Origin of the sequence: Chitinophaga sp. HK235, from assembly GCF_018255755.1 — a bacterium.
Taxonomy (GTDB): domain Bacteria; phylum Bacteroidota; class Bacteroidia; order Chitinophagales; family Chitinophagaceae; genus Chitinophaga.
This window is the reverse complement of record NZ_CP073766.1, coordinates 837356-850723: the sequence shown is the minus strand read 5'-3', so window position 1 is coordinate 850723 and position 13368 is coordinate 837356. Positions and strand designations below refer to the sequence as shown.

General features: G+C 47.0%; 10 protein-coding genes. 9 read left to right on the top strand and 1 reads right to left on the bottom strand.

Annotation, left to right across the window (positions count from 1 at the left end; all coding sequences use genetic code 11):
• Window positions 1-130: 130 nt before the first annotated feature.
• Window positions 131-1783 (bottom strand): M1 family metallopeptidase, encoded by a 1653-nt coding sequence (locus KD145_RS02735; RefSeq protein WP_212004382.1) that lies wholly within the window; start codon window positions 1781-1783, stop codon window positions 131-133.
• A gap of 121 nt (window positions 1784-1904) precedes the next feature.
• Between KD145_RS02735 and KD145_RS02730 the strand changes: the two genes are divergently transcribed.
• The 9 genes from KD145_RS02730 (at window position 1905) to KD145_RS02690 (ending at window position 13360) form a co-directional block, all read left to right on the top strand.
• Window positions 1905-3524: an ABC transporter substrate-binding protein gene (locus tag KD145_RS02730; protein WP_249219718.1), complete on the top strand. Its 1620-nt coding sequence runs from the start codon at window positions 1905-1907 to the stop codon at window positions 3522-3524.
• A 112-nt stretch (window positions 3525-3636) separates the two neighbouring features.
• A complete protein-coding gene (locus KD145_RS02725) occupies window positions 3637-4413 on the top strand; it encodes an acyl-CoA desaturase (RefSeq protein ID WP_212004380.1) in 777 nt (258 codons plus the stop codon).
• A gap of 153 nt (window positions 4414-4566) precedes the next feature.
• The gene (locus KD145_RS02720) at window positions 4567-5454 is read left to right on the top strand and encodes a decaprenyl-phosphate phosphoribosyltransferase (RefSeq protein ID WP_212004379.1); all 888 of its coding nucleotides are present in this window, start codon (window positions 4567-4569) and stop codon (window positions 5452-5454) included.
• A complete protein-coding gene (locus tag KD145_RS02715) occupies window positions 5454-6785 on the top strand; it encodes an FAD-binding oxidoreductase (protein ID WP_212004378.1) in 1332 nt (443 codons plus the stop codon). Before KD145_RS02720 ends, KD145_RS02715 begins: the two co-directional genes overlap by 1 nt.
• Before the next feature lie 29 nt (window positions 6786-6814).
• Window positions 6815-7546: an SDR family oxidoreductase gene (locus KD145_RS02710; RefSeq protein ID WP_212004377.1), complete on the top strand. Its 732-nt coding sequence runs from the start codon at window positions 6815-6817 to the stop codon at window positions 7544-7546.
• A complete protein-coding gene (locus KD145_RS02705) occupies window positions 7543-8136 on the top strand; it encodes an HAD-IB family hydrolase (protein WP_212004376.1) in 594 nt (197 codons plus the stop codon). Before KD145_RS02710 ends, KD145_RS02705 begins: the two co-directional genes overlap by 4 nt.
• The gene (locus KD145_RS02700) at window positions 8137-9885 is read left to right on the top strand and encodes a hypothetical protein (RefSeq protein ID WP_212004375.1); all 1749 of its coding nucleotides are present in this window, start codon (window positions 8137-8139) and stop codon (window positions 9883-9885) included. It abuts the gene before it with no gap.
• A gap of 99 nt (window positions 9886-9984) precedes the next feature.
• Entirely contained in the window at window positions 9985-12348 is a 2364-nt protein-coding gene (locus KD145_RS02695) for an ABC transporter permease (RefSeq protein WP_212004374.1), read from the top strand.
• A gap of 403 nt (window positions 12349-12751) precedes the next feature.
• Complete coding sequence (locus KD145_RS02690) at window positions 12752-13360, top strand: CGNR zinc finger domain-containing protein (RefSeq protein ID WP_212004373.1); 609 nt, start codon at window positions 12752-12754, stop codon at window positions 13358-13360.
• Window positions 13361-13368 lie beyond the last annotated feature (8 nt).

The window sequence follows — 13368 nt, the reverse complement described above, 5'->3', positions numbered from 1 at the left end:
TGATGCTCCTGATAAGCGAAGACATAAACAAAGAACCCATTGATGTAATGATCAATGGGTTCTTTGCTTTATTATTTACCTGTAGATCTTCGCTTATCAGGAGCATCAGAAGTATCAGCATTCATCACCGTTATGGTTTGTTGTCGGTGGCAGCTCTCTTTCTTACATTAATATAAAAATTCTTGTCCACTTCAAACTGATTGGGATCTGGCAGGCTGATGCTGGCTGTACGCCAGCTGGTACCCGGATAGATCAGCTTGTAGCCACTTTCACTAAGTTTTACCTTTACCGGCATATTGAAGTCTTTCACATCTGTCACCCAGCGATATTGGACCTGCTGGCCAATGATACGGTATTCCAGTGTAGGAATGGTTGTATCACGCAGGTATTGGTCAAACACACGGCCCAGGTCAAAGCCAACGGCATTGCTCATATAACGCTCCACTTCCTGTGTGGTAACGGTCTGATGGTAGAAGGTTTTGTTTAATCCTCTCAGCATCTGACGGAAAGCTTCATCATTGTTCATGATCTGGCGGATGGTATGGATCATATTACCTCCTTTGTAATACATATCGCCGCTACCTTCGGTATTAACGCCGTAAGGCCCGATGATGGGAATATCATTTTTGATGTTCTTACGGGTACCTGTCACATACTCATTGGCTGCTTTCAGGCCGTACTGGCATTCGGTGAACAGGCTTTCGGAGTAGTTGGTAAAGGACTCATGAATCCACATGTCGGCAATATCTTTACTGGTAATGCTATTACCAAACCATTCATGGCCGCTTTCATGTATAATGAGAAAATCCCATTTCAAGCCCCAGCCAGTGCCGGAAAGGTCGCGGCCCATATAACCCATCTGGAATTTGTTACCATATGCAACAGCACTTTGGTGTTCCATGCCCAGGTAAGGTGTTTCCACCAGTTTGTACGAGTCTTTATAAAAAGGGTATTTGCCAAACCAGTATTCAAAACATTTAAGCATAGGCTTCACCACTGTAAAATGTTCTTTGGCTTTGTCTACGTTGTAGTCCAGTACCCAGTAGCTCAGGTCCAGTTTACCGCCTTCGCCGGAATAACTATCTTTTATTTCAGTATAATGGCCGACGTTCAGGGCTACATCGTAGTTATTGATCGGATTGCTGACGTACCAGGTATAAGTGGCAGTGCCGTCAGGGTTATCTGTTTTTTTCTTCAGCCTTCCGTTAGACACATCGGTCAGTTCGGCGGGAACGGTCACGTTGATGGTCATGTTTTCCGGTTCATCACTCTGGTGGTCTTTGTTGGGCCACCATATACTGGCGCCAAGTCCTTGCACGGCAGTAGCCATCCAGGGACGTCCCTGTGTATCACGGGTCCATACCACACCGCCGTCCCAGGGTGCATTTTTGGCTTTCCTTGGTTTGCCGTTGTAGTACACGGTGATATGTTTGGTCTTATCTTTTACCTGTGGCGCCTTCATCTTTACAAACCATGCATTGCCATCACGGGTAAAGGAGAGGGAGTGTTTATCCTGCAGGATACTATCTATAACCATTGGTTCCTGCAGATCTATCTGCATGGTGGAATCGGGCTTCAGGACCTTATACGTGATAGTGTTAAAACCACTGAAGGTGCTGTCATCCGGGTTGACATGTACATGCAGGTCATAGGAGGTAACATCCCACCAGGCCCTTTCAGGAGTGATGGTGCCACGAAGGGTATCTGCTTTGGTGAAGTGTTGCTGGGCGCTGACGGTGAAGCTCACCAGCAGGGCCATACAAAACATGGGTACACGATACATAAACTACTGATAGATTTTACGGAAAGATATTGCAAAACATGGGTATGCAATACACAAATATTAATAGATTTTAGCCGGAAAGATATTATTTTACCGCCAAATGAAAAGTTGTTATTGTCAAGTGGTTAGAGCCATTATATGCCTGGGCGCAGTGAGCAGCCTGTTGCTGGGGGCCTGTGGCAACGCGGAGAACCACGATAAGCAGGTATTCCGGTACAATCAGACAGAAGGGATCAGCAGCCTCGATCCGGCCTTTGCCAAAAGCCAGGCAGTCATATGGGCGGTAAGCCAGTTGTATAATACACTGGTGGCACCAGATACCAATCTCACCATCCGGCCTTCCCTGGCCAAACAATGGCGGGTATCTCCCGACCACCGCACTTATACCTTTGATCTGCGGACAGATGTGTTCTTTCACGATAGTGATGTTTTCCCCGGTGGTAAAGGCAGGCGGATGACAGCGAAGGATGTGGTATACAGTCTGAGCCGTATTACCGACCCGGCCACCGCTTCGCCCGGAGCCTGGATATTCAACGGCCGCATTGCAGACGGTGGGTTCCGTGCACTCAATGACTCTACTTTTGAGCTGACCCTGGTAAGACCTTTCCATCCTATTCTGGGCATCCTCAGTATGCAGTACTGTTCGATAGTACCTCGTGAGGCTGTTGAGAAGTATGGTAAGGACTTCCGTAATCATCCCTGTGGTACCGGCCCTTTCAGCTTTTTTTTCTGGGATGAAGGCCAGAGCCTGGTGCTGCACCGCAATCCGCATTATTTCGAGAAAGACAGCAGCGGCCACCAGTTACCCTATCTGGATGCAGTGCAGATCAGCTTCCTCGACAGCAAAGCTTCCGAATTCCTGTTGTTCCGGCAGGGACAGCTCGACTTCATTAATGATATTGATGCCTCCTTTAAAGATGAGGTACTGACCAAACAGGGCCGGCTGAAGTCCGAATGGAAAGGTAAGATGGTACTCGACAAAAAGCCGTTCCTCAACGTAGAATACCTGGGCTTCCTGGTAGACAGTGCCAATGCACTGGTGAAAGGCTCGCCCACCAGACAGAAAAAGATCCGTCAGGCCATTAACTACGGTATAGACCGTACGAAAATGATCACCTACCTGCGTAATGGGAAAGGTATACCCGCTATATCCGGCTTTGTGCCGGCAGGACTGCCTTCTTTTGATACCGGTAAAGTAAAGGGATACACGTATAACCCGGCCATGGCCCGGCAGCTGTTACAGGAAGCCGGCTATCCGGGAGGAAAGGGATTATCGCAGATACGCCTGATGTCTATTCCCATCTATGCAGATATGGCGGACTATGTAGCCAACCAGTTGCAGGAAATCGGTATTCGTATACAGGTAGAGGTGGTACAGAAAAGTCTGCTGCTGGAACAGACGGCCAAATCACAGGCACTCTTTTTCAGAGGCAGCTGGATTGCCGACTACCCGGATGCAGAAAGTTACCTGGCCATGTTTTACAGTCGTAATCCTGCACCTCCCAACTATACCCGCTATGCCAATGCAGCCTTTGATAAACTATATGAACAGGCATTGGAAGAAAACAACGATAGCCTCCGGTACACCCTGTACCAGGAAATGGACCGGCAGATCATAGCGGACGCACCGGTGGTACCACTGTTTTATGACGAGGTAGTAAGGTTGGTACAGCCCGGTATAAAAGGATTTTATAATAACGGAATGAACCTGTTGGAGTTAAGATATGTCCGTAAAAAATAAAATTGGGATTTTTTTTAACATTTCATTCACTATACAGGACAGCAAAATAGTGTGAGTTACAAGGATTTAGCATATCTTTGAAAGATTATTTGTCAATTTTTAAAGCAATCTAATGACGGCGATACTGATATTCTTCTGTGTGCATTGGTTCTTTTCCTTGTTTTTCCACACATTCTATTTACACCGTTATGCATCTCACCAGATGTATACCACCAATAAATTCTGGGAGCGTTTCTTTTATTTCAGTACCTGGTTCTTCCAGGGATCTTCTTACCTGATCCCCAGAGCCTATGGCGTAATGCACCGCATGCACCATGAATACAGTGATACGGAGAAAGACCCGCACTCCCCGCATTTTTTTAAGGACGTGTGGACCATGATGGTACAGACCCGTAAAATATACAACGGTTTCGTGCATCGTACAAGCACTGTAGACCCGATGTTTACACAGGAGCCATTACCAGAGTGGGACGCTATGGATAAGTTCGGGGACAGCAATATCACCCGTCTTACCTGGATAGCCCTTTACATCGCTTTTTATGTAGCTTTTGTGCCTGCCGGTATGTGGTACCTGTATCTGCTGCTGCCTATCCACTTCCTGATGGGACCTGTACAAGGCGCTGTCGTTAACTGGTGCGGTCATAAATATGGCTACAGCAATTTCGACAACGGAGACCAGTCTAAAAATACTTCTCCCTGGGGCATCGTCCTGCTGGGTGAACTGTTTCAGAACAACCACCACAAATTCAAGGATAGTCCTAACTTCGCCAAAAAATGGTATGAGCTGGATCCCAGCTATCAGGTAATGAAGCTGATGAATCTGGTAGGTATCATCAAACTGAAACCTGCCGTAGTAACGCAGGCACAGCTGAAATCCAAGGCTGCTTAACCAACACCGTACAATCAATCTGTTACAATAAAAAAAATGTCTCACTGTCATGGTGGGACATTTTTTATTGCCCCTATATCAGAAAAATCATAAAAATCACATACACCACAGTTCAGTTTATTGTAACTTGGCCGCGTCAACTTTTGAGTCCCCATGAAGTATATCAAATTGCTCCGCCCCAAACACTGGGCAAAAAATACTTTCCTGCTGATCCCGCTGTTTTTTGCCGGAGAAATTTTTAAACCGGAAAAGCTACTCGAGTTGTTACTGGCATTTATGGCATTCAGCATTACTGCCAGTAGTATTTACATCATCAATGATTATCAGGATATAGAAGCAGACCGCAAACACCCCGAGAAATGTAAACGTCCGCTGGCTTCAGGAGAGATTTCCAAACCGGCAGCGCTGCTGCTGTTTGCACTCTGTATATTGGCTGGCGCCGGCCTGGGATATTGGGTGGGACTTAAATTCCTTTTTGTACTGGGGATCTATTTTGTAATGAACCTGTTGTATTGTTTCGGCTTAAAACATATATCCATTCTCGATATTATTATTCTGGCCATTGGTTTTGTATTGCGGGTAAAAGCCGGCGGTATTGCCGGTAATATCGCCATGTCCGAATGGCTGATGGTGATGATTTTTCTGCTCGCCCTGTTTATGGCTATCGCCAAAAGAAGGGATGATGTACTTATCAAGATACAGTCAGGGCAGGAAATGCGCAAGGCGGCAAAAGGGTATAACCTGGACTATCTGAATGTGATCCTGTCACTGGTATCAGCGGTGATCATTGTATGTTATCTGATGTATACGATGGCACCGGAAACGCAGGTACGTTTTCATACCTACCGCCTTTATTACACTACGCTTTTTGTAATTGGCGGATTATTACGATATTTGCAAATAACCTACGTGGAGAACAATACTGGTTCTCCCACCAAGATCCTATATAAAGACCGTTTTATTCAATTAACCATACTCCTGTGGGTGCTGAGTTTTTATGTGCTGATTTATTGGCCCACTAATAAAGTTTTTTTTGAATAATGCAAAAGCGGTTAGCTAACTGGGGAAATTACCCCGCGATTACATCTGAGGAAAATGCGTTTACGCAGGAGCAGCAACTCCGGGATTTTGTTGTGTCCAATCATCAACTGATTGCCCGCGGCAATGGTCGTTGTTATGGAGATGCTTCCCTGGGAAAGCATAGTATATCCATGCTGAAGTACGACAAGATCCTTTCTTTTGACGAGCAAAATGGTTTCCTCGAAACCCAGGCCGGTGTAACACTGGACCAGATACTGGACATTATTGTTCCCAAAGGATGGTTCCTGCCGGTAACGCCCGGGACTAAATTTATCACTGTTGGCGGAGCGGTAGCTTCCGACGTACATGGTAAAAACCACCATGTGGACGGTGCCTTCTCGGGCCACATCACGGAGATGGATGTCATCACCGGCGATGGTGAAACCGTTACCTGTTCCCAGGGGCGGCATACCGATCTTTTCTGGGCTACCTGTGGCGGCATGGGGCTCACGGGCGTGATCACCCGTGTTAAATTTGACCTCAAAAAAATTGAGACAGCCTATATCAAACAAAAGCAGCTGAAGGCCCGCAACCTGGAAGAGGTGATCCGGCTGTTTGACGAATACAAACACTATACGTATTCCATGGCCTGGATCGACTGCCTGCAGAAAGGCGACTCCTTTGGCCGCAGCATCCTGATCGTAGGAGAACACGCCACCAAAGCAGACCTTAACCCCAAACAACAGGAGGCGCCCCTGAAATTGCCGGCAAAGCCCCGGCTGACGGTACCTTTTAATCTGCCATCATTTATTCTCAATACTTTCACAGTAAAAGCCTTTAACTGGCTCTACTACGGTAAGAACTTCAAAAAGGAAATCAATAATGTGGTGCCCTATGAGCCGTTCTTTTACCCGCTGGACGCTATTCTGCACTGGAACCGTGGTTATGGTAAGGCTGGTTTTATACAATATCAGTTTGTACTGCCGCTGGAACATAAAGCCGGGCTGGTAGCTATTCTTCAGCGTATCAGTGAAAAAGGATGGGGCTCATTCCTGGCTGTGTTGAAAGTCTTTGGTCATCAGGATTCCCTGATCTCTTTCCCCATGGAGGGATATACCCTGGCGCTGGATTTTCCGGTGCGGAAGGGCCTTTTTGAATTCCTGGATGAGCTGGACGAAATTGTATTGCAGTATGGAGGCCGTTTATATCTGTCCAAAGACGCCCGTATGAAACAGGACGTTTTCTGGAAGAGTTACCCCAACGCCAATCGTTTTGCCGATATTGTAAAGACCTACAATCCTGGTAAACGTTTTGAGTCGCTTCAATCCGAAAGATTATTACTGACAAAATAATAATATCCCTTATTAACGAAACACCTCCGATGCCGACAGTACTCCTTTTAGGCGCAGGTTCCGATATGGCTGTGGCCATAGCCCGGAAGTTTGCCGCTGCCCATTACGACATACAACTGGCTGCCCGCAAGGCCGCCGCTCTGCAGCCCTTGCAGCAGGACCTGCAGGTCCGCTACGGGATTACCGCTACCACCCATGATTTTGATGCTACCGACTATAGTACGCATGCCGCTTTCTTTGCCGGGTTACCAACCATGCCTGATATCACCGTTTGTGCCTTCGGGTACCTGGGTGATCAGGAACTGGCTCAGCGTGACTGGCAGGAAGCAGCTACCATCATACACAGTAACTATACCGGTGCTGTATCAGTATTAAACATAATAGCAGAAAGCTACGAAGCCCGCGGAAAAGGAATGATCATTGGTATCAGTTCGGTGGCCGGAGAGCGGGGGCGCCAAAGCAACTATATATATGGTAGTGCCAAGGCTGGCTTTACAGCTTACCTAAGTGGATTGCGGAACCGTCTTTTTCGTAGTGGCGTCCACGTGATGAGTGTTCAGCCCGGCTTTGTCAATACCCGGATGACCCAACACCTGAACCTGCCACCTTTACTGACAGCACAGCCGGACCAGGTGGCCAATGCAGTATTTAAGGCCGCACAACGCAGCAGGAACGTATTGTACGTAAAATGGCCCTGGAAATATATTATGTTGATTATCAAAATGATACCAGAAGGTATTTTCAAAAAACTTAAGCTGTGAGCGGCATCGCATTCTTTGATTTTGATGGGACTATCACCCGCAAAGATACCCTTTGGGAAGTGATCCGTTTTCATAAGGGAAGTATGGCTCTTTATGGGGGAATGGTGCGACTGTTACCAGCGCTGATCAGTTTTAAGCTGAAAAGGCTTGCTGCTCAGGAGATGAAGGAAAGAGTATTGCGGTATTATTTCGGGAACATATCCCAACAGGAATTCGAAGAAGGTTGCAGACGTTTTTGTACAGACCGGTTACCGTTGCTGGTAAGAGATCAGGCATTGGCTGCTATCCGACAGCACCAGCAGCAGGGAAACCAGGTGGTGGTCGTTTCCGCCTCTGCAGAAGACTGGGTAGCTCCCTGGTGCGAGGTGCAGCATATCAGCTGTATCGCCAGCCGGCTGGAGATAACAGATCAGCGTTTGACTGGTAATCTGCAGGGAAACAATTGCAACGGGCCGGAGAAGGTGAACCGGATCAGGCAGCAGTTTAACCTCCATGACTATACGGAAATATACGCCTACGGCGACAGCGAAGGCGACAGGCCAATGCTCGCGCTGGCTCAGCACCCCGAATACAAACCTTTCAGAAAATAAATGACAGCTGCCATAACGCCTATACGTCAGGACCAGCATCACTATAACAGATCGTCTATGTCAAGTTTGTCTCCTAATGCCCGCAGGTGGGCGTTTTTAGAAATTATTATCATTGTAGCACTGGCACTTGTGCCGTTATTTGTAACCTTCCCTTACCGTGTTAATATCTTCCTGTCCTGGGAAGGTGCCTATCGGTTGTCTTCGGGTCAGGTACCCTATAAAGACTTCGGAACTCCTTTGGGCTATGGATTCTGGATTATACCTGCCTTGTTCTTTAAGCTCTTCGGTCCGCAGATGGTGACGTTGGTGAAGGCCCAGGTGTTTATCAATATCATAGCCGGGCTGTCTTTCCGTTCTATCCTCAGGAGTCTGGGGGTGACACCGGGGATACGGCTGCTCTCCGTACTGGTATTTGTCATGTCTTATTCTTTCTTCAATTTCTGGCCCTGGTACAATCATACGGTGATTGTTTATGAGCTGGTGGGAATAAGCTTTTTGCTCCGTTCATTTTTTTCAGAGAAACGAGGACTCCATTATGTTTATATGGCGCTGGCTGCGCTGTTTGTGTTTCTGTCCATCTTTACAAAACAAGACGGCGGTGGCATGGCACTGATGTTGTGTCTGGCCCTGCTGGCGTATAACTCGCTGGAAACCAGGCGCTGGTCGGATATAGTTGCTTTTATAGGTTTCTTTGGCCTGATCGCTGCGGTCTTTATCCTGCCGCTGATGCCGGGTTTTGCATATTGGTTTAACCATGGACAGGCACCGCATAACTCACGGTTAGCTGTAAACGATTTTACAGAAGAGATCATGGGCAACTCCAACTGGATCAAGGTGTATGTTTTACTGGCGGCGCTTTGTCTGGCTGCCGGAGTTAAACAATGGGGTACCTGGATACATCAGCGCAGGGAGGTGTTGTTTGCCCTGCTCACCATTGGTATCCTTGGGGAAGCGGCTATCTTTCAGGTGACCAGCTACACACCTCCGGACAATAATATTTTCTTTCACAGTTTTGCTTTTGCCTTCATTGCCAGCTGGTTATGTCAATTGCTATTAATACCGCTTAACACAGGCAGATCAGTATTGCTGGCCACCGCACTGGTATTGTTCTGGTGGTCCGGTACCTGGTGGAAGTATGTAGGTAGATATGCAGACCGGCTGTTTCCGGACAAGGAAGCTGCTTATGCGCCCAACGATCCGCATCACGAGAATGTAGTATCCCGCCGTAACTATATGATCGAAGCCGACAGTTCAGATGTACCCGTGTCCAAATGGGCATTCAGCAAACTGCCGGTGTTTCACCATATATATATGCCTCCTCAGACAGTGGAAGGTATAGATCGCGTACTGGCCTTACCGGTAGTGCAGCAGAAAAAGGATAACATCAAAGTGCTGAATATGACAGAGCTGACTCCGCTGGCGGTGGCTATGCCGTTTAAACTCGAAACCGGACCCGACTACCCGCTCTGGTATCACCTGGGAGTAGCCATGTTCAACCGGCAGCTGGCAGCTTTTACAGAAAAAGTACAGCAACGGCACTATGATGTGGTGCTCTATGAGTATGCACCTTCGTTAAACAATTTCTTCCCCTTTGCCCTGCGTGATGAACTGAAGAAACACTATACAATGGTAGATTCATTTCTGGCTCCGCGTCGTCCTACCAATGCCATGATCGAAGTGTATGTATCGGAGGCGGCTACACGTTCATATACGGACACCTTGTTACAGAAAGCGGACACTTTGAGATAATATTTAATATTTTAGATATTGTAAAAAAGTATTTTATTATCCGGCACCATCCTGGTGCCGGTTTTTTAATTTTTGTAGCTATCCATCAACCACGTTGCCATGTTAAGAAACTACCTCCTTGTTGCCTGGCGGAACTTATTGAAACACCGTCTGTTTACCTTGCTTAATTTAATTGGTTTATCTACCGGGCTTGCCTGTACGCTGTTGATCTGTCTATGGGTAAAAGACGAATGGAGCGTAGACCGTTTTCATGAAAAAAGTGACCGGTTATTTACCGTGATGGAAAATAAGCCTCACGTAGAAGGGATTATGACGAGTGCTGAGTCGCCAGCGCAGTTGGCAGACATCCTGCCGCGGGAAATGCCGGAGGTGGAAATGGCTGTGGTGAGCACACCGCCGTCCTGGTTTTCAAAAGTGAATGTTTCTGCGGACGGGAAGAACCTGAAAGCGGCAGGTATGTTTGCCGGAGCAGATTATTTCAACCTGTTTTCTTATCCACTGCTGGCAGGTGATAAAAGTAAAGTGCTGGCAGACAATGGTAATGTAGTGATTTCGGAAAGCCTGGCGATGCGGTTGTTTAATACTACCCACGATCTTATAGGGAAAACCATTACCTGGCAGATAGACCAGTTCAGAAAGCCGGCGGTGATAGCCGGGGTATTTAAAGATGTGCCGGGCAACTCTTCCGTACAATTTGATTTTATGCTGCCCTTTGGTGCATTCAAGGCGTTGATGCATATAGGAGATAATCTGGAGCCGGGAGGTCCTTTTACTACCTGGCTGCTATTGAAGAAAGGAACAGACGTGGCCGGATTCAATAGTAAATTGACCCGCTTCCTTCAGGAGCATACAGGCAACAAGGCACGGACATCCTTTGTAGCGCCCTATGCGGCCAGCTATCTGTATGGCACATATGAAAACGGTCGGCAGTCCGGGGGCCGTATTTCCTATGTGAAACTGTTCTCGCTCATTGCGTTGTTTATCATTTTTATTGCAGCAATCAATTTTATGAACCTGTCTACCGCCAGGGCCAGCAACCGGATGCGGGAAGTGGGTGTGCGCAAGGCGCTAGGAGCCGGCCGGTTATCGCTGGTGCTGCAATATCTGGGAGAGTCCCTGTTATTGTCAGCTATATCCCTGTTGCTAGCCACCGCTCTGGTATGGCTGCTGTTGGAGCCATTTAATACTATCACGGGAAAGCAGCTGCGCCTGGAGTTCAGTTTGTCAATGCTAGCGTTGTTTGGGGGCATTACCCTGCTCACAGGGTTACTGGCAGGTAGTTACCCCGCCTTTTTTCTGTCTGGTTTCCGGCCGGTACTGGTACTGAAAGGAAAGCTGGTCAATAGTGTCAGCGCCTTATGGGCGAGGAAAGGGCTGGTAGTCTTCCAGTTCAGCCTTTCTGTAATGTTCATTGTGGCGGTGCTTGTAGTGCACCGTCAGCTGGATTTTATCCGGCATCGTAATCTGGGCTACCAGAAAGAGCATGTGGTATATTTTGAAGCGGAGGGTAAGGTACCGCTGAATATGGATGCATTTCTGGCGGCGGTAAAAGACATTCCGGGGGTGGTAAATGCTTCCAGTATGGTGGGCAATGTTTTCGGAGAGGCTTCTGTTCCCATTAACTGGAAATGGCAGGGTCGTGAAGAGAATATTTTGTTCCGGCCTTTTCTGATATGCCACGGTATGCTGGAGACCCTGGGGATCACACTAAAGGAAGGACCGGGTTTTACAGGCAACTATGCAGCTGATACCTCCCGGATTATTTTAAATGAGACTGCAGTTGCCGCGATGGGTCTGGAACACCCTGTGGGCAAGATCATTCCTTTCGGCGGGGCAATGCGGGAAGTGGCGGGCGTTGTAAATGACTTTAATTTTCAGTCCTTGCATAGCAGGGTGCAGCCGTTGTTTTTTCAGGCAGAGCCAAGGGGTGGTACCGTGATGGTAAAAATGCAGACCGGTATGGAACCAGCGGTGATGAAAAGACTGGAAGCGTTTTACACTTCCTTTAACCCGGGCTATGCCTTCGAATACCGTTTTCTGGAAGATAAGTATCAATCCCTCTATATCGCCGAGAAACGGGTAAGTATGCTGTCAGGGTACTTTTCGCTGATGGCGGTACTGATTTCCTGTCTGGGATTGTTTGGACTGGCAGCCTATACTGCGGAGAGCCGTCGAAGGGAGATTGGTATTCGTAAAGTATTGGGTGCAGGAATAGGCCAGGTAATGGTACTGTTGTCGAAAGACTTGTTATGGTCAGTTGCCCTGGCAATTGGGATTGGTTTGCCATTGGCCTGGTGGGTGACGCACCAGTGGCTGGATAATTTTGCCTATCGGGCAGCAATGGGTTGGGAGATTTTCGGGATGGCCGGACTAGCCACTTTTATGGTGACAATCATGACAGTTGGGATGCAAACGGTGAGGTCGGCGATGACCAATCCGGTGACTGCATTAAAAGCCGAGTAGGGCATATTGGAAGTAGAAATTGTAGAATTAAAATATTTGTATATTATACAATATTAAATTTATCTTTATGCGTAAATTCATTTAGAAGTTCCGTTTTTTAGTGTAATATTGCCCCCGTTTCTATTGTAAAATCAACGGAGCAAAAGAGGATCAAAAAATGAAGGTCATCTCCCGAAAAATCAAATTAAAATACCATCACTGTGATATAAAAAGAGCCATAGCAATTGGCTCTTTTCTTTTTTATAAAATACTGATTTTAAACTTTATTAATACTATTTGTTGATCTCTTGCTTTAGATAGTAGAAGCACTCATTTTTTGCTATTTTTCGATTAACCACCAAAATTAATTTTACCGGTTAAACAGATGCCTTACATTTGTGCAGCAACCCATCAAAACAAGTGTATGGCAACTGAAAAAAGCATCGCTACGTTACGTCTCGACGGCGGTATTTTCTGCCTTGATTTTGTTAACACTGTTTGCAACCGAAACAGACCGGAACCGTTTGACTACCTCCCCGGATTTAAGGAATTACTGGAGTGGTATACCCGTACCGGAGTACTTTCAACCAAGGTAATCCATACCCTAGAACGACTCGCTAAAGGATACCCTCAAAAGGCAGTAATGGTTTTTGACAAGAGCATTCAGTTACGCGAATTACTCCTGCGTCTTTTTATAGCAGCTATCCAACGGAAAGCACCTGGCGCAGCAGATGTACAATTGTTTAATACCTATGTGACGGATGCTTATGCCAACATCGAAATTACCTGGAAGCCATCCCTTGGCCAGGGGGAGCTGTCATTTAATGCCCCGGCTCTGGAACAGGTGAACTGGTGGTTGGTAAAATCTGCCCTGGAGCTATACACTGGCAAAACGTTGCAGCAGGTACGGCAATGTCCTGCCTGTGGATGGTTGTTTCTCGATAAAAGCCGCAATGGTTCCCGTAAATGGTGTAGCATGAGTACGTGTGGAGACATTCATAAAGTACAACAATATTATCAACGTAATAAATAGAAGCGCAA

What these genes read in the sequence shown, in the direction of transcription:
- KD145_RS02735 (WP_212004382.1), bottom strand. Translation starts at nt 1,783, where the DNA reads ATGTATCGTGTACCCATGTTTTGTATGGCCCTGCTGGTGAGCTTCACC.
- KD145_RS02725 (WP_212004380.1), top strand. Translation starts at nt 3,637, where the DNA reads ATGACGGCGATACTGATATTCTTCTGTGTGCATTGGTTCTTTTCCTTG.
- KD145_RS02720 (WP_212004379.1), top strand. Translation starts at nt 4,567, where the DNA reads ATGAAGTATATCAAATTGCTCCGCCCCAAACACTGGGCAAAAAATACT.
- KD145_RS02715 (WP_212004378.1), top strand. Translation starts at nt 5,454, where the DNA reads ATGCAAAAGCGGTTAGCTAACTGGGGAAATTACCCCGCGATTACATCT.
- KD145_RS02710 (WP_212004377.1), top strand. Translation starts at nt 6,815, where the DNA reads ATGCCGACAGTACTCCTTTTAGGCGCAGGTTCCGATATGGCTGTGGCC.
- KD145_RS02700 (WP_212004375.1), top strand. Translation starts at nt 8,137, where the DNA reads ATGACAGCTGCCATAACGCCTATACGTCAGGACCAGCATCACTATAAC.
- KD145_RS02695 (WP_212004374.1), top strand. Translation starts at nt 9,985, where the DNA reads ATGTTAAGAAACTACCTCCTTGTTGCCTGGCGGAACTTATTGAAACAC.
- KD145_RS02690 (WP_212004373.1), top strand. Translation starts at nt 12,752, where the DNA reads ATGGCAACTGAAAAAAGCATCGCTACGTTACGTCTCGACGGCGGTATT.